The 25,478-nt window shown below is 70.9% G+C and carries 21 protein-coding genes, 1 tRNA gene and 5 pseudogenes; 15 read left to right on the top strand and 12 right to left on the bottom strand.

The annotated features are described in order from the left end of the window. The first annotated feature begins 99 nt into the window (after window positions 1–99). Complete coding sequence (locus GXW83_RS24925; protein ID WP_182445302.1) at window positions 100–843, top strand: transglycosylase family protein; 744 nt, start codon at window positions 100–102, stop codon at window positions 841–843. Window positions 844–879: 36 nt separating this feature from the next. Here the strand turns inward: GXW83_RS24925 and GXW83_RS24920 are convergent, their stop codons facing one another. Genes GXW83_RS24920 through GXW83_RS24905 form a run of 4 tightly spaced genes read right to left on the bottom strand, consistent with a single transcriptional unit; the run spans window position 880 to window position 4,904 of the window. Then, window positions 880–1,623: an ATP-binding cassette domain-containing protein gene (locus GXW83_RS24920; RefSeq protein ID WP_182445300.1), complete on the bottom strand. Its 744-nt coding sequence runs from the start codon at window positions 1,621–1,623 to the stop codon at window positions 880–882. Next, window positions 1,613–2,314, bottom strand: coding sequence for an ABC transporter ATP-binding protein (locus tag GXW83_RS24915; RefSeq protein ID WP_182445298.1), 702 nt, complete (start codon window positions 2,312–2,314; stop codon window positions 1,613–1,615). Before GXW83_RS24915 ends, GXW83_RS24920 begins: the two co-directional genes overlap by 11 nt. Window positions 2,315–2,327: 13 nt before the next feature. Beyond that, window positions 2,328–4,280 (bottom strand): ABC transporter permease, encoded by a 1,953-nt coding sequence (locus GXW83_RS24910; RefSeq protein WP_225447232.1) that lies wholly within the window; start codon window positions 4,278–4,280, stop codon window positions 2,328–2,330. A gap of 3 nt (window positions 4,281–4,283) precedes the next feature. Next, entirely contained in the window at window positions 4,284–4,904 is a 621-nt protein-coding gene (locus tag GXW83_RS24905; RefSeq protein ID WP_182445296.1) for a hypothetical protein, read from the bottom strand. Window positions 4,905–5,123: 219 nt separating this feature from the next. Here GXW83_RS24905 and GXW83_RS24900 point away from each other — a divergent pair, with 219 nt between their 5' ends. Together GXW83_RS24900 and GXW83_RS24895 are read left to right on the top strand one after the other, a co-directional pair. Beyond that, on the top strand, window positions 5,124–5,789 hold the full coding sequence (locus GXW83_RS24900) for a hypothetical protein (protein ID WP_182445294.1): 666 nt from the start codon (window positions 5,124–5,126) through the stop codon (window positions 5,787–5,789). Further along, window positions 5,780–7,174 (top strand): ABC transporter substrate-binding protein, encoded by a 1,395-nt coding sequence (locus GXW83_RS24895; protein WP_182445292.1) that lies wholly within the window; start codon window positions 5,780–5,782, stop codon window positions 7,172–7,174. The genes GXW83_RS24900 and GXW83_RS24895 overlap by 10 nt, the downstream gene beginning before the upstream one ends. 126 nt (window positions 7,175–7,300) lie before the next feature. On the opposite strand, the gene GXW83_RS24890 is transcribed toward GXW83_RS24895, so the two are convergent. After that, on the bottom strand, window positions 7,301–8,623 hold the full coding sequence (locus tag GXW83_RS24890) for a hypothetical protein (protein ID WP_182445291.1): 1,323 nt from the start codon (window positions 8,621–8,623) through the stop codon (window positions 7,301–7,303). Continuing rightward, window positions 8,599–9,699 carry a hypothetical protein gene (locus tag GXW83_RS24885; protein WP_182445289.1) on the bottom strand — a complete coding sequence of 367 codons (1,101 nt, stop codon included), beginning with the start codon at window positions 9,697–9,699 and terminating at the stop codon, window positions 8,599–8,601. The genes GXW83_RS24890 and GXW83_RS24885 overlap by 25 nt, the downstream gene beginning before the upstream one ends. 302 nt (window positions 9,700–10,001) lie before the next feature. Here GXW83_RS24885 and GXW83_RS24880 point away from each other — a divergent pair, with 302 nt between their 5' ends. From GXW83_RS24880 to GXW83_RS24870, 3 genes are all read left to right on the top strand, one after another. Then, window positions 10,002–10,862, top strand: a complete 861-nt coding sequence (locus tag GXW83_RS24880; RefSeq protein ID WP_182445287.1) for an acyl-CoA thioesterase II — start codon at window positions 10,002–10,004, stop codon at window positions 10,860–10,862. Window positions 10,863–11,152: 290 nt separating this feature from the next. After that, entirely contained in the window at window positions 11,153–12,451 is a 1,299-nt protein-coding gene (locus GXW83_RS24875) for an MFS transporter (RefSeq protein WP_182447537.1), read from the top strand. Between the two features lie 125 nt (window positions 12,452–12,576). Continuing rightward, window positions 12,577–12,650, top strand: a tRNA-Pro gene (locus GXW83_RS24870). Between the two features lie 433 nt (window positions 12,651–13,083). Here GXW83_RS24870 and GXW83_RS24865 read toward each other — a convergent pair. Next, window positions 13,084–14,181: an integrase core domain-containing protein gene (locus tag GXW83_RS24865; RefSeq protein WP_034090758.1), complete on the bottom strand. Its 1,098-nt coding sequence runs from the start codon at window positions 14,179–14,181 to the stop codon at window positions 13,084–13,086. Between the two features lie 68 nt (window positions 14,182–14,249). Here GXW83_RS24865 and GXW83_RS24860 point away from each other — a divergent pair. From GXW83_RS24860 to GXW83_RS24845, 4 genes and pseudogenes are all read left to right on the top strand, one after another. Continuing rightward, window positions 14,250–14,603: pseudogene (locus GXW83_RS24860) on the top strand (IS3 family transposase); the annotation flags it as partial. A gap of 75 nt (window positions 14,604–14,678) precedes the next feature. After that, the gene (locus tag GXW83_RS24855) at window positions 14,679–15,737 is read left to right on the top strand and encodes a site-specific integrase (protein ID WP_182441214.1); all 1,059 of its coding nucleotides are present in this window, start codon (window positions 14,679–14,681) and stop codon (window positions 15,735–15,737) included. After that, the gene (locus tag GXW83_RS24850; RefSeq protein ID WP_225446702.1) at window positions 15,734–18,085 is read left to right on the top strand and encodes a site-specific integrase; all 2,352 of its coding nucleotides are present in this window, start codon (window positions 15,734–15,736) and stop codon (window positions 18,083–18,085) included. Before GXW83_RS24855 ends, GXW83_RS24850 begins: the two co-directional genes overlap by 4 nt. Then, window positions 18,039–18,554 (top strand): annotated as a pseudogene (locus GXW83_RS24845) (IS3 family transposase); the annotation flags it as partial. The gene GXW83_RS24850 and the pseudogene GXW83_RS24845, both read left to right, overlap by 47 nt. A 67-nt stretch (window positions 18,555–18,621) precedes the next feature. Here the strand turns inward: GXW83_RS24845 and GXW83_RS24840 are convergent. Further along, a pseudogene (locus GXW83_RS24840) lies at window positions 18,622–18,822 on the bottom strand (transposase); the annotation flags it as partial. A gap of 76 nt (window positions 18,823–18,898) precedes the next feature. Beyond that, entirely contained in the window at window positions 18,899–19,375 is a 477-nt protein-coding gene (locus GXW83_RS24835; RefSeq protein ID WP_033532175.1) for a MarR family winged helix-turn-helix transcriptional regulator, read from the bottom strand. A gap of 87 nt (window positions 19,376–19,462) precedes the next feature. Between GXW83_RS24835 and GXW83_RS24830 the strand changes: the two genes are divergently transcribed. The 3 genes and pseudogenes from GXW83_RS24830 to GXW83_RS24820 all read left to right on the top strand — a co-directional run bounded on the left by GXW83_RS24830 (window position 19,463) and on the right by GXW83_RS24820 (window position 21,576). Continuing rightward, window positions 19,463–20,353, top strand: coding sequence for an alpha/beta fold hydrolase (locus GXW83_RS24830; protein WP_182445283.1), 891 nt, complete (start codon window positions 19,463–19,465; stop codon window positions 20,351–20,353). Window positions 20,354–20,445: 92 nt separating this feature from the next. Then, complete coding sequence (locus tag GXW83_RS24825) at window positions 20,446–20,598, top strand: hypothetical protein (protein ID WP_182445281.1); 153 nt, start codon at window positions 20,446–20,448, stop codon at window positions 20,596–20,598. Between the two features lie 136 nt (window positions 20,599–20,734). Further along, window positions 20,735–21,576 (top strand): annotated as a pseudogene (locus tag GXW83_RS24820) (IS5 family transposase). A 66-nt stretch (window positions 21,577–21,642) separates the two neighbouring features. On the opposite strand, the gene GXW83_RS24815 reads toward GXW83_RS24820, so the two are convergent. Then, the gene (locus GXW83_RS24815; protein WP_034090762.1) at window positions 21,643–22,086 is read right to left on the bottom strand and encodes a helix-turn-helix domain-containing protein; all 444 of its coding nucleotides are present in this window, start codon (window positions 22,084–22,086) and stop codon (window positions 21,643–21,645) included. A 130-nt stretch (window positions 22,087–22,216) separates the two neighbouring features. Between GXW83_RS24815 and GXW83_RS24810 the strand changes: the two genes are divergently transcribed. Continuing rightward, complete coding sequence (locus tag GXW83_RS24810) at window positions 22,217–23,089, top strand: aldo/keto reductase family oxidoreductase (RefSeq protein WP_304940973.1); 873 nt, start codon at window positions 22,217–22,219, stop codon at window positions 23,087–23,089. Here the strand turns inward: GXW83_RS24810 and GXW83_RS35445 are convergent. Next, window positions 23,063–23,161, bottom strand: a pseudogene (locus GXW83_RS35445) (IS5/IS1182 family transposase); the annotation flags it as partial. The gene GXW83_RS24810 and the pseudogene GXW83_RS35445 sit on opposite strands and share 27 nt — an antisense overlap. Before the next feature lie 416 nt (window positions 23,162–23,577). Then, entirely contained in the window at window positions 23,578–24,429 is an 852-nt protein-coding gene (locus tag GXW83_RS24805; RefSeq protein WP_081983420.1) for a helix-turn-helix domain-containing protein, read from the bottom strand. A gap of 87 nt (window positions 24,430–24,516) precedes the next feature. Here GXW83_RS24805 and GXW83_RS24800 point away from each other — a divergent pair, with 87 nt between their 5' ends. After that, on the top strand, window positions 24,517–25,461 hold the full coding sequence (locus GXW83_RS24800) for an SDR family NAD(P)-dependent oxidoreductase (RefSeq protein ID WP_331281452.1): 945 nt from the start codon (window positions 24,517–24,519) through the stop codon (window positions 25,459–25,461). The last annotated feature ends 17 nt before the right edge of the window (window positions 25,462–25,478 follow it).

Raw genomic sequence — 25,478 nt, 5'->3', positions numbered from 1 at the left:
GTCAGCGTGAACCGAGCCGTCCCGCGCAACGCAGCAGTGAGGCGAAGCGCGCCGAGCGCGCCCTTCACCCTGCCGTCCGGGGCTGTAGAGAGGGATTAAATGATCTTCCGCCGCGAGAACGACGCCGCCCGCACCACCACCACCGCCAACGACGGTGGCAGCAAGCGCAACCGCCGCATCCGTGCGGCTCTGGTCACCGGTGTGGTCGTCGCCGCCCCCGTCGCAGGTCTGGTCACCGCCACCACCGCGTCCGCCGCCTCGGTCTCCACCTGGGACGCCGTCGCCCAGTGCGAGAGCACCGGCAACTGGTCGATCGACAGCGGCAACGGCTACTACGGTGGCCTGCAGTTCTCCGCGTCCACCTGGGCCGCCTACGGCGGCACCCAGTACGCCCCCACCGCCAACCTGGCCACCCAGGGCCAGCAGATTGCGATCGCCGAGAAGGTGCTCGCCTCGCAGGGCCCCGGCGCCTGGCCGGTCTGCGGCCCCCGGGCCGGCCTCACCTCGGGCGGCGCCGCCGCCGACGTGAGCACCACGTCCAGCTCCTCCGGTTACTCCAACTCCCACTCCTCCCGCGCCGTTTCGTCCACGGCCGACCGGAGCAGCCACAGCCGCACGCAGAGCAGCGCCCCGGTGCAGTCCAGCGCGCCGGTGCACAGCAGTGCCCCCGCGACCACCCACAGCGCCTCCGGCGACACCTACACGGTGAAGTCCGGCGACACCCTGAGCGAGATCGCGTCCGCCCACGGCGTCGACTGGCAGAAGCTGTACGCCGAGAACGCGAGCGTCATCGGCTCCGACGCCGACCTGATCCTCCCCGGGCAGGTCCTCAGCATCGGCTGATGCACCGTCAGCACGGCTTTGGCGCGGCCCCCTTGCTCAAGGGGCCGCGCTGCGGCCGTCCCCGGCGGCGGCGGGCGCGCCGCGCTCCGGTTCGCCTGCGAACACCACCGCGCCCTGGCGCAGCACCCAGACCAGATCCGGCAGCACCGGCCCCGGCGGCAGCGCCTGACCGGCCAGGACCACCGTCCGCCCGTCGGCCACGGCCGCCGCCAGCGCTGCGTGCAGCCGGGCCACCACCGGCTCGGCCAGGCCGCGCCCCGGCTCGTCCAGCAGCAGCAGACGGGCCGGACCGGCCAAGGCCCGGGCCAACGCCAGCATCTGCTGCTCGCCGCCGGACAGCCGTCCGGCCGTACGCCCCAACAGCCGTGCCAGTTCCGGGAAGAGGGCCAGCGCCGCGTCCTTCCGCGAGCGGCCGGCCAGGCCCAGCTGCTCGCCCACGGTCAGCGAGGGGAACACCGCGCGCCCGGACGGGACCAGGCAGATGCCCAACCGCGCCCGGCGGTAGGCCTCCCACCGGGTGATGTCGCGCGGCCCCGCGCCTGATGCCGTGCCCTCGGCGCCCTCCCCGGCTCCGCCGGACGCGCCGCCGTGCCAGAGCACCCGCCCGGCGGAGAGCGGCACGGTACCGCTGAGCGCGTGCAGCACGGTGCTGCGGCCGGAGCCGTTGCGGCCGAGCAGCAGCGTCAGCCGTCCGGAGGGAATCCGCAGATCCACCCCGTGCAGGGCCTCCAACGGGCCGTAGTGGACCCGGGCATGGTCCAGGCTGATCTCAAGCGCCACCGTCCGGCCTCCCGTCGGCGCCGGGGAGCCGCCGGGCCCGCCCGTCCTCCATCACCAGCACCGCATCGGCCAACCGGTCGACCAGCGCGTGGTCGTGCTCCACGAGCAGGACGGCCAGACCGTCGTCCGCCAACGCCCGCAGCAGCAGCATGAAGCGCCGGGTCTCGGCTCGGTCCAGACCGGCGGCGGGCTCGTCCAGCAGCAGGACGCCCGGGTCGGCGGCGAGCGCGCGGCCCAGTTCGACCAGCCGCAGGGTGCCGCTGGGCAGCGCCCAGGCCGGGCGGTCGCGCACCCCGGCCAGGCCGAGCAGGGCCAGCGTGCGCTCCACGGCGCTCCCCGCCTCGGCCGGGCGGCGGCGGCCCGCCTGCTCCGCGCCGACGCGGAGGTTCTCGGCGACGCTGAGCCGGGGGAACACCGCGATCTGCTGGAAGGTCCGGGCCAGCCCGAGCCGGGCCCGGCGGTGCTCCGGGAGTCGGGTGATGTCGCGCCCGGAGAGCAGGATCCGGCCCGCGTCGGGGCGCTGCGCGCCGCTGAGGCAGTCGAAGAGGGTGCTCTTGCCCGCGCCGTTGGGGCCGGTCAGCGCGGTGATCCGGCCGGGCACGACCCTGAGGCTGACCTGGTCCACGGCGGTGACCCCGCCGAAGCGCCGCACCAGCCCGCGCGCGGTCAGCCGCCCGCCCCCGCCGTTCACGCGCGCCCGCGGTTCACGTGCCGCCGCCCGGTGGCAGCGGCCCGCTCGCGGTCGGGGGAGCGCCACCGATACGGGCGGCCAGGCTGCGTCCCAGCGGGCTGAGCCGCAGCTGCTGGCGCTCGTCGGCGGACTGATGGTCTGTCATATATACCCCGGGAATCCAGCCCCGGAGGAGTGCCAGGATGCCGATCGCCGCCGTGGAGGCGCCGGGCAGGCTCGCGGCGTCCAGGGCGGTCAGGACCGCCGCCGCCAGCACCGCGCCGAGGGCGCTGTCCGCGCCCGCGACGACCACGGCGGCGAACCAGATCAGCCCGTACACCGGATCGAAGCTGTCCGGGTCGAACGCCTGCACCCCCAACCCGAGCAGCCCGCCACCGAGCGCCGCCAGGGCCGCGCCCACGGTGAACGCCAGCAGTTTGACCCGTGCGACGTCCACCCCGGCGGCTGCTGCCGCCGGTTCGTGGTCGCGCACCGCCCCCAGCGCCCTCCCGGTGCGGCCCCGGTGCAGCGATCGCACCAACAGCAGGGCCGCGCCCAGCAGCAGCAGTTCCAGCAGGTAGAAGACGCGGTCGTGGGCCATCAGCCCGGTCCGGTCCAGCGCCAACCGGGTTGCGGCAAAAGGCTGCTGGAAGAGGAGTCGGCTCAGTGCGGTGCCCACGGCGAAGGTGGCCAGGGCCAGGGCGAGCCCTCTGCGGTGGATCGTCGGCCGCCCGACCAGTAGCGCCAGCAGCGCGGCGAGCAGTACGCCCGCAGCCAGCCCCACCAGACCGGGCAGGCGCGGCAGCCCCGGAACGCCCCCGCCGGCCAGCACTCCGGTGACCAGTGCGCCCAACCCGGCGTACCCGGCCTGGCCGAGCGAGATCTGACCCGCATATCCGGTGACCACCACGACGGAGAGCAGGATCAGCGCCAGCGCGGGCATGTGGAGGGCGACGCGCAGATCGTCCGCGCGCAGCGCCAGCGGCAGCAGCAGGCCCAGGCCTGTCACGAGGGCGACCCTCGGCCCCGATCCCGCTTTCATCGGCCATGACTGACGTATGGTCAGTGCCGATTCGTATTCCTCGCGCGTGATCGAGGGCAGCAGGCGCGGCAGCAGCGCGGCCGACAGCAGCGCCAGGACGAACAGGTTGGCGCCGGTCGACTCCACCAAGGGCTGCGCCAGACCGGTGAGATGAATTTGCGTCAGCTCGCTCTGCGCCACGCCGAGAGCCAGTGCGGAGGCTATGGCCGCCGGAAGGCTGCGCAGCCCGGCGAGGACGGCGACGGCCATGGTCTCCATGACCAGCAACGGCAGCCCGTACGGGTCGAGTTGCAGATTCGGCGCAAGCAGTACGCCGCTGAGCCCGGCGGTGAAGGAGCCGAAGGCCCAGCCCACCGAGGAGACCATGTCCGCGTCCAGGCCGCCGAGTTCGGCCAGGCGGCGGTCGTCCACGACGGCGCGCAGACTTGTCCCGAAGCGGGTCCGGCGGGTGACGGCGCCCACCAGCAGGGCCAGGACCAGGACGGTCCCGAGTTCCACCACGGTGTCGAGCTGCAGATCCAGCCCGCCCATGTCGGCGATCCGCAGTCGCGGCAGCAGTGCGGGGGCGTCCGCGCGCGGCGTGGGGCCCCAGACCAGGTAGGCCACGCCGATGAGCAGGACGAACACGCCCAGCCCGGCGACGAGGGTCTCCCCGGCCCCGGCCCGGCGGCGCTGCAACGGCCGGAACACCAGGACGTCCAGCAGCACACCGAGCCCGGGTGCGAGCAGCAGTAGGCAGCAGGGGGCGGCCAGGGCGCGCGGCCAGTGCCACACCACCACAGTCTGCCGCAGGGCATAGGCGACGATCATGGCGATCGCGCCCTGGGCGACGTTGAGCACTCCGGTGGTGCGGTAGCAGGCGACCAGGCCCATACCGGACAGGGCTGCGGCACCGCCCACGGCCACCCCGGCGACGGCCAGCTCCAACGCGAGCGGGGCGGTCACCGCTCACCCCTCCGGCGCGGACGGCGGCTCGCACAACGGGCACGGCCGCAGAGCGCGTTGGACGATCGTGCCGGGAGCGGCGGGCTGCGGGTCGTCCCGGCCCTGGAGCAGCAGGCACTCGGCCAGGTGGTAGGTGCCGCCGCCGGGTACGGCGAACAGCACCGCGCCCGCCGCCGCCGTCGTCGTCTTCGCTGTCTCCGTCGCCGCGCTGCCCGCCTGCGGCCGCTCCGCCGTCGGCTCCCTCGGGGCGTCCGCTGCCGCCGCCTCCGTCAGCAGCCGGTACAGCAGCTCCAACTGCCGCAGGATTCTTTCCTGTTGGAGTGATCGGGCGTCCCCGTCGCCGTTGCCGAGCAGGATGGTTCCGCCCAGCAGCAGCGCTACGCCGGGCGCGGTCGCGGACGCCAGGTAGGGGAGCTGCCGGGCGGTGTATCGCTCGCCGGAGACGCCGTACCAGCCGAGGAAGCACAGCCCGGCTCCGAGTGCCACCGCGATCCAGCCCGTGCGCACCCGGGCAACCCGCCGTGCGCGCAGGGCTCGTACGTCGCGCAGGGCGGCGAGGGTGCGTGCGGCGAGAGCGCGCGGTGCTCGCGGGGAGCGTGGAGCGGCGTCGCGTGTGTTCGCCATCGTCTCCCCCGTCGCCGGTGGTCCCCCCTCAGGAAAGCACAGGGGCCGCTCCGGCTCCATGCCGCTGCAGCGAATCCTCGTGGTGGTCTCGACGCTGAGCGGAGGGTCACATTCCGCCATCGATTGACTGCACAGTCGGCTCTGCTTCCGGCAGGAGCCGCTAGCGTATTCATAACTGACGGTTAGTCAGATTGAGTGTGGAGACGGCGGGAGGCTTCCATGGCCAGAGATTCCAGGACAGCGGGTGCACGGCGCTCGGCGCAGCGGTCTGCGGCGGCGCATCCGGCGACGCCGCTCGCGGCCGTGGTGCGGCGGCGCGGCGCGGTCGGCCTGGGTGCGGCGGCCGTCCTGCTGTTCGCGGCGGCGTGCAGCAGCAGCGGATCGACCACGTCCACGGCCTCCGCCGCGAGCAGCACCGCGCCCGCCGCGCCCACGACCGCTGCGGCGGCTCCGACCACGGCGGGCGCCGCTCCGGCCGCCTGTACCACGGTGATCGCCCCGACCGTCAGCGGCAGCGGCCCGGCCGACACCGCCTCGGCGGCCACGGCCGTCGCCACCTCCTTCCAGAAGTTCTTCGACCCGGCCACGCCCGCCGCCTCCAAGCTGGCGCTGCTGCAGAACGGTCCGGCCTTCGCGCCCGTCCTGCAGGGCTTCGCCAGCAACAAGCTGGCGAGCGCCGCCACGGTGACCGTCACCGCCGTCGACTTCACCGGAGCCGCGGCCGCCGACGTCACGTTCAACCTGTGCGAGAGCGGCGCGGCCGTACTGCCCGGCTCGGCGGGCAAGTCGGTGCTGGCCGGCGGGGTCTGGCAGGTGGCCGATGCCACCCTGTGCGGCCTGGTCAAGCTGAACAACGGCGGCGCTGCCGTCCCCGGATGCTCCTGAACCGGCCGGTCCGGGCGCGGCGCGGGCGCAGTCGGTTGCTCTGCGCCCGGTCGTCCCGGCGGGCGGTGGCCGTGCTGGCGGTGCTGCTGCTCGCTGCGCTGCCGCTGGCCGGGTGCGGCAGCCGCTTGCCCGCGCGCGACTTCGGCGGCCCGGCCGGGGGAGCAGCGGGCGCGCCCGCGTCCGCAGCCGGGCCGCCGGTGACCGTCGGCATCGTCACCTCGGTGTCCAGCCCGCTCGGCGTCGACGCCTTCAGCGGACCGCTGTACGGCGCGCTGGCCCACTTCCGCGCCCTGAACGCCTCGGGCGGCCTCGACGGCCACCAGATCCACGTCGTGACCTGTGACGACAGCGGCGACGGCGGAGGCAACCAGACCTGCGTCCATCGGCTGATCGACCAGGACCACGTGGTCGCCCTGGTCGCCGGCAGCGAACTCGACTACGCCGGAGCCGCCTACGTCAGCGCCCAGCACGTGCCCGACATCGGCGGCGAACCCATCAGCACCGCCTACGACCAGTACCCGTACCTGTACCAGATCGACGGCAGCTCGGAGCCCAGGACCGGGGCGTCACCCGGCTGGAACGGCACCGAGTACCAGACCACCGAGGTGTACCAGTACTTCCGGCAGAAGCTCGGCCTGCGCCGCGCCACCGTCGTCGCCTACGACCAGGCGGACTCGGCCCGCTACGCGGCGGAGCTGACCCAGGGGCTGCGCGCCGACGGCTACCAGGTGCAGAGCGAGACCGTGGACTTCGCCCTGCCCGACTTCGCCGCCGTCGCCGCCGGGATGAAGGCGCAGGGGACGCAGCTGCTGATGGACGCCATGGACACCCGGGGCAACATCAGCCTGTGCCAGGCCATGGCGGCGGACGGGGTCACGGTGGCCGCCAAGGTGACCAACGTCCAGAACTGGTCGCAGCAGACGGCGCAGGACTACGCCGCCGTCCCGGGCTGCCGGGACGTGCTGTGGGCCACCGCGGGCAGCCGCAACTACGAGGACGTCCGCTACCCGGCGGTGGCGGCGTTCCGGGCGGCCATGCAGCTCTACTACCCGGCGCGGGCCGGACTGATGTCGCAGTGGGAGCTGGAGGGCTGGGCGGCGGCGCAGTGGTTCGCAGACGCGGCCCTGTCCTGCGGCGGCGAGGTGGACCGCGCCTGCGTCAACAGCTTCATGGAGCGGCCGCAGCCGTACGACGCCGACGGGCTGCTGATTCCCACCGGCTTCACGGCCGGGCCCGCGCCGACCGGCCTCCAGCGGGCCTGCCTGGACGTGGCCCGCTGGGAGGACTCGGCGACGGTCCAGGGTGTCCGGGGCGCCTGGGTCACCCAGGTGCCGGACATGGACACCGACTGCTTCGAGGTGCCCGCGCTGCCGTTCAGACCGTGAGCACTGCTCTCGCCCCGGAATGGCGCTCGCGTCGCAGACCGGATCGGCACTCTCGCGGCAGAGCACCGCTCTCGCCCGTGAGCGCCGATCCCGATCCCGATCCCGATCTGCGCCGCCCCGGCCGGATCACCGCGCGCCGGCCTCGACCGACCGGTCGTTCCGCGACGAGCGATGCCGCTCGCCGGACTTCGCCCGGGCCACGGCCCGGGCTTTCGCCTGCGCCGCCGCCTGCCGCTCCTTCGCCGCCTGCCGCTGGAGCGCCGTCACCGTCTCCGGATCCGGGCCGATGCCGATGAGCTGCGTGGACAGCGTCATCGGGTCCGGCGTCACCGCGCGCAGCAGGATGCGGTCGGTGATGCCCGGCGCGCCGACCCCGCTCAGCGGCGCGGCCAGCTCGTACGTCGCGCTCTGCCCGGGCGCGATCACCGCGGGCCCGGCCAGCACCTGCCAGTACGCCGAGGTGGTCGCCCCGGTGCTGGTGGCGAAGTGCGGGCTCAGCGGGTCGCCGGAGGTGTTGGTCACCTCCACCGTCAGCTTCTGCAGGTCGCTGCTGAGCGCGAGCACGCCCTCGCCGGCGCTCCCGGCCATCTGGGTGATCCGCATCCGCAGCGGCGGATGCGTCAGGACCGCGCCGAACAGCGACAGCATGGCCGGGGCGAGCAGCAGCGGCACCAGCAGCGTGCGCGCCGTCCGGGTGCGCAGCAGCCGGGGACGCGGATGCCAGGCCCGGTCGAACTCGACCGAGCTGACGGTCGCGGCGGCCATCACCCACAGCGGGACGGTCAGGTCGAAGTAGTCCTCCTGCGAACGCGTGGACAGGTAGAACACCAGCCAGGGCATCACCGTGACGGCCAGCCCCAGCCGCCGGGGGAAGACCACCAGCATGATCAGCATCGCCGCGCCGAGCAGCAGCCCCGCATCGCTGTACAGGCTGAGGTTGCCGCTGCCGGAACGGAAGTAGTACGAGATGCCCACCAGCCCCTGCCCGCTGGGGATCGCCTTCTGCAGTATCGGCGCCAGCACCCCCCGCAGCCAGGGCTTGGGCCCCTGCAGGATGAAGGGCAGATTGATCACCAGGGCGACCCCGGCGGTGATGCCGACGTAGCGGCCCACCACCCGGGCCGCGTCCCGGGCGGGCATCTCGCCGCGCCGGATCAGGTACAGCCCGACCACCAGGAACGGGGCCAGGAACCAGGTCAGCTGGTGCAGGCAGCAGGCGATCCCCAGGCACACCGCCTGGACGGTGCCCCAGCGCCCGAGCCGCCCGCCGCGTCCGGTGCGCTGCCAGTAGGCGACCACGACCAGCAGGAACGGCAGCTCCATGCAGCCCGGGTAGCCCATCTCCGCGTAGTTCGGCAGCCAGCCGAAGCCGTAGCAGACGATCACCGCGACCGGCCGCCAGGCGACCGGCAGCAGCAGGAACATCACCAGCGACGCCAGCAGCAGCATGGCCGTCGCGGCGATCCCGGCCGGGGGTGGCTCAGGTGCAGGCCCATCGGCAGGGCCGTGAAGATCGGGCCGAGCGGCGGATAGTCCAGGCCGGTGGCGGCGCCGCCGTTCATCAGCGGCGTGGTGCCGACATGGAACATCTCGAAGATCTGCGGCCACTGCGTGCCGTAGATGCGGCCGCCGTGCAGCAGCGTCCTGGCCGCCATGTGGATCAGCGAGCCCTCGTCCGTGCCGTAGTAGACGTGGGTCGAGTTCAGCGTGCTGGGCGGCTTGGCGGCGGTGACTGTGTAGAAGCGGTTGACGCACTCCAGCGCGGCGACCAGCAGGACCGACCCGTCCACTATCGTCATCGCCCGCCGGGTGCGCACCGACAGGGCCAGGACGCCGAGCACCACGATCGAGCCGAAGTACAGCATGACCACGATGGCGTGGTTGTGCTCGTTGATGACCGTGCGGTTCCACATGTCCTGCGCGCCGATGAGCATGCTGGAGCAGGCCAGTACGGTGAGCATCCGGTTCATCTGCGCGGGCGGACGCCGCAGGCTGCCCGGTGTGGTCTCACCGGCGCCGACCAGCCGCACGACGCTGCGCAGCCGGGCGGTGGTCAGCGAGCTCCGGAGCCGGCCGCCCCAGCGGGCGCTCCCGGGCGCGGCGGGCTCCGCGGTCCGCGCCGGGGCAGCACGGACGGAGCCCTCCGCAGCGTCGGCGGCGGTTTCGGCCCCGGTTTCGGCCCGGGCCTCGGCACGGGTGTCGGCCCCGGCCTCGGCTCTGGCGTCGGCGTCGGCGTCGGCCTTCGCCGGGGCGGCAGCGGCGGCGGTCCCGGCCTTCAGGGCCGCCGCGGCGTTCACCATGGCCGCGACGTCCACAGCGTTCGCGGTGTTCACCGCAGGCGCGGTGTTCAGCGTGTTCGCGGCGTCCGTCGCGCGGCGGAGGGGCTGTTTCGCGTGGTTGCCCGCAGGCGGCCGGTCGTCGTCGCTTTCAGCGGCGGGCGGCGCGGCAGCCGTGGCGGGTTCCACCGGTTCGGTAGCGGCCGTGTCGGCCGTGTCGGCCGAGTCGGCGGGAGAAACAGAGGGCACTGGCGCATTTTGACACGATCTGCCGCGCGATTCGGGAGCGGCGCAGTCTGTTCATACGTCGTTCTCAACCGGTTGACCAGGCCCGACCTGAGTAGAAACCTGTCGGACGGTCATCACCCGTACGAGCGGCTCACACCTGTGTACGGACCTGGCCGGGTGCGCCCGTCACGCCCTGTCAGGCGGGAACCGGCGGGGGAAGAGGAGAATGGCGGCAGCGGGGTTCGCACAGGGATGCGGAGTTCGCTGAGGAGTTCGCAGAGTTCGACGGGGGAGAACACGCAGATGGAAAGGGCGAGAATCGCATGGGCAATCCCGTGGACCACCTGGTCGACCTGCTGGATCTGGAGCGAATCGAGACCAATATCTTCCGTGGCCGCAGCCCGGAGGAGTCGCTGCAACGGGTCTTCGGCGGCCAGGTGGCGGGACAGGCCCTGATCGCGGCGGGCCGCACCGTCGACGACGGGCGGCCGGTCCACTCGCTGCACGCCTACTTCCTGCGCCCGGGCGTCCCCGGCGTGCCGATCGTCTACCAGGTGGACCGGATCCGGGACGGCCGGTCCTTCACCACCCGAAGAGTGCTCGGCGTCCAGCAGGGACGGACGATCTTCGCGCTGACGGCCGATTTCCACCTCCCGGAACCTTCGCCCTTCGAGCACCAGATCCCGGCGCCCCCGGTGCCCGGCCCCGAGGACCTGCCCAGCGCGCTGGACGAGGTCGGCTCGGTGCTGGGGGAGATCCCGCCGTTCATCAGCAGGCGTCAGCCGTTCGACCTCCGCTACGTCGAGCGGCTCCGCTGGACGCAGGAGGAGCTGGCCGGGGTCGAACCGAGCGTCGCCGTCTGGCTGCGCACCAACGGCGAGCTCGGCGACGACCCGCTGATCCATGCGTGCGCGGTGACCTACGCCAGCGATATGACGCTGCTGGACGCGGTCCGGGTGCCGGTGGAGCCGCTGTGGGGCAAGCGGCACTTCGACATGGCCTCGCTGGACCACGCCATGTGGTTCCACCGCCCGTTCCGCGCCGATGACTGGCTGCTCTACCAGCAGGAGTCCCCGGTGGCGGTCGGCGGACGGGGGCTGGCGCGCGGCCAGCTGTTCGACCGCAGCGGCCGGCTGGTGGTGTCGGTGATGCAGGAGGGCCTGTTCCGCCGCATCCCGGACTGATCCCCCGCGCCCGGTGCGGCCCCGGCCTCGGGGCTGCCCCGGCCCCCGGCCGACCCCTGAGTAGACGACCCCGGAGGAGGCGTCGGCGGGGCGGCGAGGGAGGATATTGCGTGCCCAGTGACCAGCTTTCGCCGCCCCCGCCTCCCCGTCGTCCCGATATATCCGGATCCGAGCGCCAAGCGAAGGCCGAGGTCGATGGCCCGGATATCCCGGATATCCGGCTCCCGCAGCAGACTGCTCGCGCCCAAAGATCCGAATCATCCCAACAGTACGACTCATCCCTTGTCTCGCTGACGCCCACGCTGCCGTCCCCGCCCCGAGGACTCCGCAGGCTGGCGGCCACGGCGCTGGCCGACGTCACCCCGCTCCGCAGCAGCGCCCACTTCCGTCGGCTCTGGTTCGGCCAGAGCGTCTCATCCATCGGCCAGCAGATGACGGCCCTGGCGATCTCCATCCAGGTCTACGCGCTCACCCGCTCCACCTTCGCCACCGGCCTGGTCGGGCTCTGCTCGCTGGTGCCCCTGGTGATCTTCGGCCTGTACGGCGGCGCGATCGCCGACACCATGGACCGGCGGCGGCTCGGCCTCTTCGGCGCGACCGGCCTCGCCATCCTGTCCGCCGGGCTGGCGACGCAGGCGTTCCTCGGCGTCCGGCAGGTCGGCGTCCTGTACGCGGTGGTCGCCCTGCAGGCGGTCTGCTTCGCGCTCAACGCCCCGGCCCGGGCGTCCATGGTCCCGCGCCTGGTCCCGGCCGAGCAGCTGCCCGCCGCCAACGCCCTGTCCACGATCAGCATGAACCTCGGCCTGACCGTCGGCCCTATGCTCGGTGGCCTGCTCATCGAGATCTGGAGCTACCAGGCCGCCTACCTGGTCGACGCGATCGCCTTCAGCGCCTCGCTGTACGCGATGTGGCGGCTGCCGTCGATGCGCCCCGAGCCGGCCGACCCGTCCGACCCCACCGCGCCTGCCCGGCGGCCGCGCGCATCCGTCCTGGACGGCCTGCGCTTCCTGCGCGACCGCCCCAACCTGCGGATGAGCTTCCTGGCCGACCTCGCGGCCATGGTCTTCGGCATGCCCAGGGCGCTGTTCCCGGCCCTCGCCGTGGTGCTCTACCACAGCAACACCGGCACCGTCGGCCTGCTCGCCGCCGCCCCGGCGGTCGGCGCGCTGCTCGGTGCCCTGTTCTCCGGCTGGGTCGGCCGCGTGCACCGGCACGGCGTCGCCGTCATCCTCGCGGTCATGGTCTGGGGCCTGTCCATCGCCGGCTTCGGGCTCTCCCGCCACCTCTGGCTCGGCCTGCTGCTGCTGGCCGCCGCCGGCGCGGCCGACACCGTCAGCATGATCTTCCGCAACACGATCATGCAGGCCGCCGCCCCGGACGACATGCGCGGCCGCCTCCAGGGCGTCTTCACCGTGGTCGTCGCCGGTGGCCCCCGCCTGGGCGACTTCGAGTCCGGCACCGTGGCCCAGCTCACCACCCCGACCTTCTCGGCCGTCAGCGGCGGCGTCGCCTGCGTCGCCGCCATGCTGCTCCTGCTCGTCCGCTACCCCGGCTTCGCCCGCTACGACTCCCGCCACCCCACCCCCTGACCAGCCCCTCTGTCCCCACCCCCACCCCCTCGACCTGTGCGCGAGCACCGCCCCATGTGCTGTATTGTTCTTCCTGTGCCCGGGAGACCGGGGACAGGCCGCAAAGCCGCAAGGCACCGCAGCCTCGGGACGTGGCGCAGCTTGGTAGCGCACCTGACTGGGGGTCAGGGGGTCGCAGGTTCAAATCCTGTCGTCCCGACAGAGTACGAAAGCCCTTCGACTGGACGAAAGTCCTGGTCGGAGGGCTTTTGCGTGACTGGGCGTCAGATTTGGACAGTGCGCGCCGGGGGTCCGGTCAGGGGGGTTGGGGACCATCTGGGGACCACGGCGGTCACACGAGGCACGCGGAGACTCACGCTCTGCACGCAAAATGCAGACGGATGTGCGAATTCGGGTGCCATCACGGGCGGATTTCCGGGGCGCGGCGCAAGAATTCGGCAGGACGTGGCTGAAACGATTCCGTTCGCTTCTGGGCGGTCGTCGTCAGGCTGACGAAGCCGTCTGGGCGTGCCCAGATCGCTGCTACGGACAGTGAGATGGGGATCGTCGGCCGGGCGATGGCCATGAGCGGTGCCCGGGCGGCATGCGCGTTCGTCCGACGGTGCGCCTGCCGACAACCCCATCCGTGCAGTTCAGGCGGCATGTTGGTACTCGTGGATCACGCCGCCGAGTCGGTCGTGTCGGCGTATGTCGAGTCGGGCGATGCGATCGGGATCGGTGATCGGTTCGGGTGCTGTGCGGAGCGGGCTTGCTTGGGCGAGGGCTTGATGGGCCCGGTGGGTGTTGTGGTGGGTTTCGAACTCGTGTAGGGCGTGGCGCAGGTGGTGCTCGTTCCAGATGAGGGTGCGGTCCAGGAGTTCGTGGCGGCAGGTCTGCACCCAGCGTTCCATGATGGAGTTCATCCGGGGAACGCGCACGCCGCTGAGGACGGTGGTGATGCCGGCGTCGGCGAGGACCTGGTCGAACAGGGCGGGGAACTTCGCGTCGTGGTCCCGGATCAGGTATTTGACCTTCGCGCCGGCGTCCTCCAGATCCATTGCGAGGTTCCTGGCTGCCTGGGTGACCCAGGCGGCGGTGGGATGGGCGGTCGTGCCGAGGATGCGTACACGCCGGGTGCCGTGTGCGATGACTGCGAGGATGTACTGGCGCTGGCCGGTGAGGGTGACGGTCTCGATGAAGTCGCAGGCGAGCAGGGCGTCGGCCTGGGAACGCAGGAAGTCGGCCCAGGTGGTCGAGGACCTGTCCGGAGCGGGGTCGATGCCCTCGGCCTTGAGGATCTCCCAGACGGTGGAGGCAGCGATTTTGATGCCGAGCGTGGTGAGTTCGCCGTGGATCCTGCGGTAGCCCCACGAAGGGTTTTCGCGGACGAGCCGGAGGACGAGGGCACGGATGGAGCGTACGGTGCGCGGTCGGCCCGGGCGTTTGGGCCGTGAGGCGTTCGCGTGCCGTCGCCTGAGCAGGTCGCGGTGCCAGCGCAGCAGGGTGTCGGGTCGGACCACGAGGCGGAGCCGGCGCAGGAGGCTGCGGGGGAGTGGCGTGAGGAGTGCGGCGAGGAAGGCCCTGTCCTCGGGAGCAAACCTGACCTTCGCTGCGCCGAGTTGCCGTTCGAGGATGGTGATCTGGTGGCGCAGGGCCAGGATCTCGGCGTCCTTGGCCTTGTCGCTCATGGGCAGCAGCCGCAGAGCGGCGAAGGCGTTGACCGCGGTCAGGTAGGCGAAGCGGAGTAGCACGGACGACCATCATGCCGCGCCGTCATAGAGCGACTGCAATGGGGGTTGACCTGCGCGGATGGCATTCTCGGCAGGCGCAACGTCGCAGACGACCAGGCCACCCCCACTCAAGAACACCCCCGACGTGTGCACCCAAGCGCCCCGGCCGGCCGCGTACCCTGCGCTCGATCCGGGCCCTGGTCCTGCGGCTGGCGCGGGAGAACAGCTCGTGGGGCTACCGCAGAATCCACGGCGAACTCGCTGCCCTGGGCGTCAAGGTAGCCGCCTCCACGGTCTGGGAGATCTTGAGGGAGCACGGCATCGACCCCGCGCCGCAGCGGGAGCGCACCACCTGGGCGGCGTTCCTGCGCTCCCAGGCTGATGCGCTGCTGGCCTGCGACTTCCTGGAGACCCGCACCCTGACCGGTACCCGGATGTACGTATAAGTTACGTGGAATCACGCTGACGGATGGATCTGCCGTCTGGGGCGGCACGGCGGGCCTGCTGTCGCGTTGAGCATGTTCGTGACGGTGTTGTCGGAGAAGTGGCCGGTCTTGGACCGGCATGCGCGGGCGGCCGAGTGGCTGCAGATCTGGTCGGACCTGGGCCGGGCGCCCCGGACGATCGATGCGTACGCCCGTGGTCTGGGCGAGTTCCTGCTGGCGTGCGAGCGGGACGGGAACGATCCGGAGAGAGTCAATCGGAGCCATATCGCTGCTTTTGTACGGGAGTTGAGGACCAGGCCAAGTCGCGGCGGATCGAATGTCCTGGCCCTGGACTCGGGGGCGGGTCTGTCCAATGCCACTTTGCAGCAGCGGCTGGTGCCGGTGAGGCTGTTCTTCGACTTCCTGGTCGAGGAAGGGGTGCGCGAGTCGAATCCGGTGGGCCGTGGCCGCTACACACCGGGGCGGGCAGGCGGCACCGGGGTCGCGCGGGGGCTGGTGCCGCGCATGGTCAAGCTGCCGTGGATCCCGGCCGAGGCCGAGTGGCTGCAGGTCCTGGACGTCTTCCGGGCCGAGCCGATCCGCAACCGGCTGATGCTGGCGGTGGCCTACGATGCGGCGCTTCGGCGGGAGGAGCTGTGCTCGCTGCGGACGGACGACATCGATCCGGCCCACCGCATGCTGCGGGTGCGGGCGGAGACCACCAAGACCCGCCAGGAGCGGATGGTGCCCTATTCGGCGTCCACCGGGGTGTTGCTGGGCGAGTACCTGCGCCACCGTGCCACGCTGTCGCGGGCCCGGGGACCGCTGTTCCTCTCGGAGTCGCGCCGCAATGCGGCACAGCCGCTGACCTTGTGGACCTGGTCGAAGGTCGTGCGCCGGATCGCGCTGGACGCCGAGGTGCCGCGCTTTTCCACCCACACCACCCGGCATCTGTGCCTGACGGACCTGGCCCGGATGGGCTGGGAACTGCACGCGATCGCGACCTTCGCCGGACACCGCAGCCCCGAGTCGACCCTGCGCTACATCCATCTGTCCGGCCGTGAACTGTCGGCTCGGCTGAACGCCTCGATGTCGCATCTGCACGCCTGGCGAATCGAGATGCTCACCGGCACGGAGAGGAACGCGAGGTGACCCTGCCGAAGATCGGCCCGCTTGCCGCCGGCCCGGTCGCCGCAGACGGCCGGCCGCAGTTGTTCGCCCTGGACCGTTTCGACCAGCGCCCGGGGCTGCTGGACCAGGAGGCTGCCGCCCTGGCAGCGCTGGACCTGCGGGCCCTGCGTCGTCAGCGGGCCCACGGCGGCATCCCGCGACGGACCGCTGTGCACTGGAGAGCACTGACCCGCCTGGTCGACCCCCTCGACCAGGCCCTTCACGCCCTGCACCACGACGATGAGGTCAATCTTCGCCGGGCCGGGGCACAGGCTGCGGCCGTCGTCTTGGCCAACTGCCGTGCAATGAACCGCTCGTGGTGGGGCTGGACACCCTGGGACTGGGCACGGTTGTGCTCCACCGGCAGCACCGCGTTCCGCACAGCACAGGAACTCCCGACAGACACTGCGACCCGCCCGTTCCTGATCTCCCTGGGCTATCTCCTCGGCGGCTTCACCGATTTCCAGCACCTGGGCCACTTCAACCGGCTCCACCTGGCCCAGCTCCTCTTCGGCCCCGAAGCCATCGAGGCGGCGATGGGCGAGGTCGCCGTGGTCGCGGACCGCTGGGGATACCGCAGCCACAATCGTGACGACGGCCGCTACCGGCTGCCCGGGGTCCTGGCCCAGGCCCTGCTGATCAACCGCAGCCCTCGCCTGGAGGACCTGACCACCGAGGTGTTCGCCCGCCTGCAGGCGCACCCGGCCACCGGCACCCGGTATGCGTCCGGGTTCTTTGCCCTGCAGAAGATCCTGGCCGACCTGGGGCACTGCCATGCCCCCGTCCGCCCCGGCTTCAACCACGCCCCGACCCTGGCCGGGGTCCCCGAGCCGTGGTCGGGCTATCTGCAGCGTTGGTACGACACCTCCGTCCTGACCGCGAACGTCCGCAACAACATCCGCACGAACATGGCCAAGGCCGGCCGCTGGCTGGCCGCCGAGCATCCCGAGGCCGTCGATCCGGCCCACTGGACCCGGGCGACCTGCGCGGACTGGGTCGCCGCGGTCGACAGGATGGCCGTCGGCGACTACGTCCAGCGCAGTGACCACCTCCACGACCGCCTCGGCGATCCGATCGCCCCGCGCACCAAGGCCCACATCCTCATGGGCACCCGCACATTCCTGCGTGACCTGCAGGAATGGGAATGGATGCCCCGCCGGTTCGACACCGCCCGGGCACTGGCGGTGCCCCGCACCATCGCCGCGCTGATCGCCACCGATCCCCGCGTCATCGCCGACGAGATCTGGGCCAAGCTGTTGTGGGCCGGGCTCAACCTCCAGGCCCCGGACCTGCCGGGCACCTCCGCCGGCAGCTACTACCCCCTCGAATTGATCCGCTCGCTCGCACTGACCTGGCTGTTCTCCGGTCTGAGGAGCGATGAGATCTCCCGGTTGCGGGTCGGCTGCGTCCGCTGGCAGCACGAGGGACAGCCCATCGACGGTGCCTCCCGCGAGGTCCTGGCCGACCAGGCCGTCTGCCTGCTCGACGTCCCGGTCAACAAGACCAACACCGCTTTCACCAAGCCCGTCGACCCGATCGTCGGCCAGGCCATCGAAGCCTGGCAGGCCCTGCGGCCCGCCCAGCCGAAGCGCCTCGATGCCAAGACCAGCGAACACGTCGACCTGCTCTTCTCCATCCGAGCCCACCCGGTCGCGAAGAACTACATCAACCGCACCCTGATCCCCTCGCTCTGCGAGAAGGCCGGAGTGCCCACCGCCGACGTCCGCGGCAACATCACCAGCCACCGGGCCCGATCCACCATCGCCAGCCAGCTCTACAACGCCAAGGAGCCGATGACCCTCTTCGAGCTGCAGGCATGGCTCGGCCACCGCAGCCCGGTCAGCACCCAGCACTACGCGAAGATCACCCCGAACACGCTGACCAGGGCCTACACCGAAGCCGGGTACTTCTCCCGCAACCTGCGGACCATCGAGGTCCTGGTCGACCGCGACGCCGTCGCCTCCGGCGCCGCCGCGGGCGGGGTGCCCTGGCAGCACTACGACCTCGGCCACGGCTACTGCACCTACAGCTTCTTCGAGCAGTGCCAGCACCGCATGGCCTGCGCACGCTGTGACTTCTACACCCCCAAGGACTCCACCCAGGCCCAACTCCTGGAAGCCAAGGCCAACCTGCAGCGGATGCTCGTCTCTATCCCGCTGACCGACGACGAACGCGCCGCCGTCGACGACGGACAGGCCGCTCTGGACGCACTCCTCGACCGCCTCGCCGAGACCCCTACCCCCGCCGGCCCCAGCCCTCTCGAGCTGAACCGACCGACCGCCTCCCGACTGCTACCCATCATCGAAGTCCGACAAGGCACCCAACGATGAAACCACAGGTCACAGATTCCACAGAATGGCCACCGTGCTGGACTGCTTCAGCCGCAAGGTCGTGGGCTGGTCGATCGCGGACCACATGCGCACCGACCTGGTCGCCGACGCGCTGCGGATGGCGGCCCGGGGCCGCGGCGGTCTGGACGGCGCGGTGTTCCACAGCGACCACGGGGCGCAGTACGGCTCCCGGGCCTTCGCCGAGCTGTGCTCCGACCTGGGCGTCACCCGGTCGATGGGCGCGGTGGGCACCAGCGCGGACAACGCCGCCTGCGAGAGCTTCCACGCCTCCCTCAAACGCGAGACGCTCCAGGGCGCCCACGACTACGGCACCCCCACGACCTGCAGGAACACCGTCTTCGCCTGGCTGACCCGCTACAACACCCGCAGACGCCACTCCACCAACGGCCAGGTCAGCCCCGTCGCCTACGAGCAGCAGCGGTCAGCTACCCTGGCACTCGCCGCATAACCACACAAACCCGTGTCTACCACCCGGGGTGAAGCCCCGTCCGATCCGGGGCACTCGTATCGCGTTGCAGCATCTGGTCGAAGGTTCCGTCTCCGGCCCAGCGCCGGAACCGCGTGTGCAGCGTCCTCCAGGAGCCGTACCGCGCGGGCACGTCCCGCCAGGGCACCCCGGTCCGGAACTTCCACACAATCCCGTTCAGCACCGTCCGGTCATCCAGCCGAGGACGCCCCCTCGTCGGCCTTGGCAGCAGGGGCTCCGCAGATCCCATGCGGCGTCGGTGAGTTCATGACGGCGTATCACTCTGCCATGATCCACCGTATCCAAGATCACTTTGACGACACCGCCTAGCGCAGTTCCTGTCCCGCCGCCCAGCCCGGAGCGTCGAGGTTGATGGGCGAGTCGCCGACGAATTGGGCGAGCTGCGTTTCCAGCTCGGCGAGTTCGGCGGCGCCCAGACGCACTTCCCAGCGGGCCCGCACCTCGTCGAAGATCGCCGTGCTCTCGGTGATCAGCCCGATCCCGTGATCGGTGATCCGGATGTTCTTGCGGCGGATGTCGGCGGGGTCGGTCTCGGTGGTGACGTAACCGCGTTCGACGAGCGCGGCGATCGTCTTCGCCGCGGCCTGCTTGGTGATGGCGAGTCTGCGGGCCAAGTCCGAGGCGCTGTCGGCGCCGGCTCGGATGGCCCGGATCGCGTACTCGTGCGACGGCCGGGCGTCGGGGTATCCCCGGGTCGCCAGCTCCCGGACCACTTCGTCCACCAGATTGCGATAGCTGCCCAGGAGCAGCAGGGCGAGATCGGCGCCGGATCGTGAGGACATGACCACAGTCTAGATCTTCCCTTGACCTGGACAACCAGGTTGACCAACACTGGAGTCAACCTGATTGTCTATCTTGGGAGTCATCGCATGACCAGCTCTTTCGTGACCGCCTCGCCCGCCGTGGCGGGCATCACGCACCACACCGCCGAGGTCAACGGCACCACGTTGCACTACGTCTCGGCGGGCGACACCGGCTCCCCGATCCTGCTGGTGCACGGGTGGCCGGAGTCCTGGTGGGCCTTCCGCGACGTCATCCCGCTACTCGCCGCCACCCACCGGGTGTTCGCCGTCGACCTGCGCGGCTTCGGCGACTCCGGCATCGCCGACGGCGACCACGACTTGGCGACCTTGGCGGAGGACCTGCACCGGCTGGTCGCCCACCTCGGCGTCGGGCCCGTGCACGTGACCTGCCAGGACATCAGCGGCGGGCCGGTCTTCGCGTTCGCGGCCACGCACCCCGGCGACGTCCTCAGCTTCACCGGCGTCGAGACCACCCTTCCGGGGTACGGCTGGGAGATGCTGGCCGACGTGAGGAACGGCGGCTCCTGGCACGTGGGATTCCTGGCCGCCCCGGGAATTGCGGAGCTGTTCCTGGCCGGCCGCGAGCGAGTGATGCTCGATTGGGCCGTCTCGGTGATGACGGTGGTGCCGGGCGGGGTCACCGAGGCCGACCTTGACGAGTTCGCCCGCACCTACGCGCGGCCGGGCGGCTGGCGCGGCACCGAGGGGCTCTACCGTTCCTCCCTGACCGGCGGCGACCGGATGCGGGCACTGGCCGAGTCGCGGCCGCTGACCGTTCCCGTGCTCGCCGTCGACGGCATCAACGCCCCCTTCACCGAGCAGACGATGCGCCAGGTCGCCGGCGACGTCACCGCGGTCACGATCCCGGACGTCGGGCATTTCGTCGCGCAGGAGGCGCCCGCCGCCTTCGCCACCGCGGTCGGCGACTTCGTCGACCGCGTCGACCGGAGCCGCTGAACGGCCGAGTCCCTGCATCGCCACCCCACGTGCCCTCTCCAGCCTGCCGCTGACGCGGCCTCGCGCCGCGGCGGGCCCGCTCGCAACCCCATGTGAATAGCTACGTGATGCGGTGGTCGCGCAACAAGTACAAACGCCTGCGGGGCCGCAGGAAGGCCCATGCCCAGTGGGAGATGGTCGTCAAGCTGAGACCGAGGTTCTTCGAGCACTGGGCCTGGGTGAACTGGGTCCCCATCGTCTGGTGACCAGGACGACAAGAGCCGTGTAAATCGAAAGATTTAGAGCCTGCGCAGATAGGCGGGTGCGGCACCCAGGTAGTGAGGCGAGCACAGGTCTCCGTGATTATTGAGTTGCGACGCTCTGTGATCACTGGGGAGACCTGTGCCCGTTCTTCCAGCATGGCTGACCGACCCGTTGTGGGGCCAATTCGCGGCGCTGCTGCCCGAGCGTCCCGCGGTCGATCCGGCCCACCCGCTGGGCTGCCATCGTCCCCGCATCGGCGACCGGATCGTGTTCGACAAGCTGCTGCAACTGCTGCGGTTCGGCTGCTCCTACCAGGCGATCGCCGACACCACCTGCTCGGCGACCACCATCCGCAACCGCCGCGACGAGTGGATCTCCCTCGGCGTCTTCATGCGGCTCAAGCAGATTGCGCTGGAGTCCTACGACCGGATCGTCGGGCTGGAGCTTGACCGGATCGCCGTCGACGGCTCGATCACCAAGGCCCCCGGCGGCGGCGAGGTCGCTGGACGCTCAGCGGTCGACCGCGGCAAGCAAGGGCTCAAACGCTCGGGCATGACAGATGGTTACGGATCCCGCTCGGCAGGGTCCTCGCCGGAGCGAACCGCCACGACTCCCCGCTGCTCGCCGCGACTCTGGACCTGCTGGAGGATCTGGGACCGATGCCCGACGACATCACCGTGCACCTGGATGCCGGCTACGACTCGGACAGGACCCGCACCGAACTGACCGCCCGCAACCTGCACGGCCGCATCGCGCACAAGGGCGAGAGGGCGCCGATCCAGGCCAGCGAGCGGTGGCACGTCGAGCGCACGCACGCCTGGCAGAACGCCTTCCACCGAATTGCCCGCTGCTACGAGCGCCGTGCGACTGTCGCCAACGCCTTCTTCGACCTCGCGGACACGATCATCACCGTTCGTAGCCTGATCCGCCGGGCCTGCACCACCCACCGCTGGGACGAGCGCCCGAAGGGACGTCCTTGAGCCCCGCCCATCTGCCCGGCCTCTTACGCGCAGACTGTTCCCGCTGGTCAGCAACCCTGTTGTGGTTCAGGCGACGCGGGTCTCGTAAGTCTGGCGGTTGGCGAGCACATCGTCCATGTGCACCTCGGCCCAGGCCTTGAGGCCCCGCATCATCTCGTACAGCGACAGGCCGAGATCCGTCAGCTCGTAGGAGACCGTGACCGGCACGGTCGGCACTACGGAGCGGGACACCAGGCCGTCGCGCTCCAGGGAGCGCAGCGTCTGGGTGAGCATCTTCTGGCTGACGCCGGCCAGCAGGCGCTGCAACTCCGAGTAGCGCATCACCCGGGGCTCGCCGGCGCAGTCGGCGCCGGGCTCATGCGCGCTGTCGCTGCCGAGCCCGGCCAGGATCAGCGTGACCCACTTGTCGGAGATCCGGTCGAGCAGCTTGCGGCTGGGACAGGCCGCCACGAAGGCGTCGTACTCCACCTTGGCCTGTGCCCTTTGCTGGGCCGCCGTCATCGTCGCCATGGACCGTTCCTCTCACCTGCAGGTGCCCTACGAACTCGGAAGTGCCTACTTCCCGATTAGAAGCTACGTACCAATAGTGGTGCAAGGAGCCGTCAGGCACCATCCCCTGGCTCGACACGAAAGGCACACCATGAGCACCCCCTCCGCCTCGCTGCCCGGCGGCACCTGGAACCTGGGCGACCTGACCGTCACCCGGTTCGGCTACGGCGCCATGCAGCTCGCCGGCCCCTGGGTCATGGGGCCGCCCGCCGACCGCAACGGCGCACTCGCCGTCCTGAGCGAGGCCGTCGGCCTTGGCATCACCCACATCGACACCGCCGACGCCTACGGGCCGCACATCACCAACCAGCTGATCCGCGAAGCCCTGCACCCGTACCCCGACGCGCTGCACATCGTGACCAAGGTCGGCGCGACCCGGGACCAGGAGGGCGGCTGGCCCCCGGCGCGCAAGCCCGAAGAGCTGCGCAGGGCCGTCACCGAGAACCTGGAGAACCTCGGCCTCGACACGCTGGACGTGGTCAACCTCCGGCTCGGCGACGCCCAGGGCCCCGTGCCCGGTTCGCTCGCTGAGGCGTTCGAAACACTCGTCGAACTCCAGCAGCAGGGAATGATTCGACACCTCGGCGTGAGCAACGCGACGACGGCACAGGTCGCAGAGGCACGCTCGATCGCGCCGATCGTGTGCGTCCAGAACATGTACAACCTCGCCCACCGCCAAGACGACGAGCTGATCGACGAACTCGCCGAACAGGACATCGCCTACGTGCCCTTCTTCCCCCTCGGCGGCTTCAGCCCGCTGCAATCCTCCGCGCTCACGGCCGTGGCCACCCGGCTGGACGCGGCGCCGATGTCGGTTGCCCTGACCTGGTTGTTGCAGCGGTCGCCGAACATCCTGCTGATCCCCGGCACCTCGTCGGTGGCACACCTGCGAGAGAACGTCGCAGGCGCGGAACTCCAGCTCTCCGACGACGATCTCGCCGAGCTGGACAAGATCGGCCGCTAACCCCACGGCGGGCAGCAGCGCCGCGAATTGGTCCCACAATGGGTCGGTCAGCCATGCTGGAAGAACGGGCACGGGTCTCCCCAGTGATCACAGAGCGTCGCAACTCCTTGATCACGGAGACCTGTGCTCACCTCACTGCCCGAGTGCCCCACCCGCCTATCTGCGCGGGCTCTTACGCACGGTTCTGTGGGAGCCACGGAGGTGCCCGGGGCTACCCGACCCTTTGGAGGGACGGGCCGGGCTGGGACGTCGGTGTCTGGCGCATCGCCCGTGGCCCATGCGGCGGCCCCTCGTTGGAGCGCCGCGGGGTAGGCGTGCCGGCCAGGCCGAAGATCGGCCGAGCGGTCCTCGGTGATCAGCGGCGGGACGACCGGAACCGCCGGAAGGATCACACCTCACATGTGAACTCGCGGCTCGGTGCCGGTGAGGTCGTACCTTGAGAGGAGCTACACCCGAAGGCGCTCGGCTCCGAGAGTGCCGCACGTGCGTCAGGAGCCTGCGAATGTGTCGGCGCCGAGCACGGTCAGCAGGGCAAGCTTGTCGTGGCTCTCCGTACCAGGTGTGGCGGTGAAGATGAGTAGGGACTGCCCCTGGTCGGGGTCGAGCAGTGTCTGGCAGTACAGGTCGATGCGTCCGACCTCGGGGTGGACGAAGCGTTTGGCGTTGCTCCACCGCAGTCCCACTTCGTGGCGGTTCCACAGCTCGGCGAATTCCTCGTTGTGTTGCAGGTCGGCCACGAGCGAGGCGGCCGGCGATCCGGGCCCCTGCGCGGTGGCACTGGCGCGCAGGATGGCGACGTAGACGCGGCTGTGCAGGTGGTGGTCGTCGGGCAGGTACCGGTGGCGGGCGGTGGGGTCGGTGAACCACCGGTAGAGGGCGCTGCGCGCCGGGCCGGTGTGACGCGTCTCGTCGCCGAGCAGCGCCACGGCGGGCGGCGTTTGCTGCAGCGTTTCACCGACCGTGCCCACGATCTGCGCCGGTGTGTCCTGAAGCCGGTCCATGACCCGCAGCAGCCCGGGACTGATGTGCGCTTCGCGTAGTCGCCGTGTCTGGAGGCGGTGCCCGCACAGCAGGAACAGGTGGTCACGTTCGTCGGGGGTCAGGCGCAGGCCCCGGGCGATGGCCGCTGCCATCTGCTGCGACGGCTGGGAACCACTACCGCGTTCCAGCCGGGCCAAATAGTCGGCCGACATGTCGCACAGCTCGGCGACCTCCTCCCGGCGCAGCCCGGTCGTGCGCCGTCGTGCGCCGCGGCGCAACCCGACGTCCTCGGGTTGCAAGGACTCCCGCCGTCCGCGCAGGAAATCAGCCAGACCATCGCCATCCAGTGCCGTGTCCACCATCGGGCTCCCCACGTCGAATGTCGTATACCTCCAGCTCATTGTCCGGCAGGTCAACACGGGGAGCCACGCCCTGCCATTCAGTGGTTGAGCAAGTCCTTCATCCGTCGGCACGGGTCCTCTTCACTGGACGACGTCAGGAATCAGGGAAAAAAGCCTCTGGAGGATTTCACCATGGCCAAATGGACCGCGGACCGGCTGCCGAGCATGACCGGCGTGACGGTGGTGATCACCGGTGCTGGCGGGGGGATCGGGCTGGTGACCGCTCGCGAACTCGCACGGGTCGGCGCCCACGTGGTGCTGGCCGTGCGCAACGTCGACAAGGCGCGCCAGGCAGTGGCCGGTATGCGTGGAGATTTCGATGTCCGGCAACTCGATGTCGCCGACCTGGACTCGGTACGTGCGTTTGCGACGTCGTACACCGGCGACATCGATGTTCTGATCAACAACGCAGGAGTGATGGACATCCCGGCGGCGCGCACCGCGCAGGGCCTGGACGTACAGACCGCGACGAACTATTTCGGGCCGTTCGTGCTCACCAACCTACTGCTGCCCCGGCTGACCGACCGCGTGGTGACGGTCTCCAGCCAACTGCACCGATTCGGCAAGCTGGACCTCGACGACCTCGACTGGCGCACCCGCAAGTACAACGGGCTGGCCGTCTACGAGTCGTCCAAGCTCGCCGGTGTGCTGTTCTCGCTGGAATTGCAGCGCCGCTTGACCGCCTCGGGCAGCCATGTCCGCTCGGTCATCGCTCACCCTGGCGTCGCGCGGACCGGACTGGTCACGCACTCGCCGCTGGGATTCGTCAACCGGCTCCCGTTCCTGGTCCAGGACGTCGAACACGGAGCTCTGCCGCTCATGTACGCAGCCACGCAAGACGTCCCCGCCAACGCCTACGTCGGTCCGGACGGGTTGTTCAGCTTCACGGGCTACCCACTGATCCGCAAGCCCAGCCGGGCCGGCCTGGACCCGGCCGTCGCCAAGAGGCTCTGGCAGGCAACCGCCACTCTCACCGGAACCGGCGTCTGAAACCAGGCACGCTTCCC

The organism is Streptacidiphilus sp. PB12-B1b, assembly GCF_014084125.1.
Lineage (GTDB): Bacteria > Actinomycetota > Actinomycetes > Streptomycetales > Streptomycetaceae > Streptacidiphilus.
Note: the sequence above shows the minus strand (reverse complement) of the source record. Positions and strands in the feature narration are given on the sequence as shown.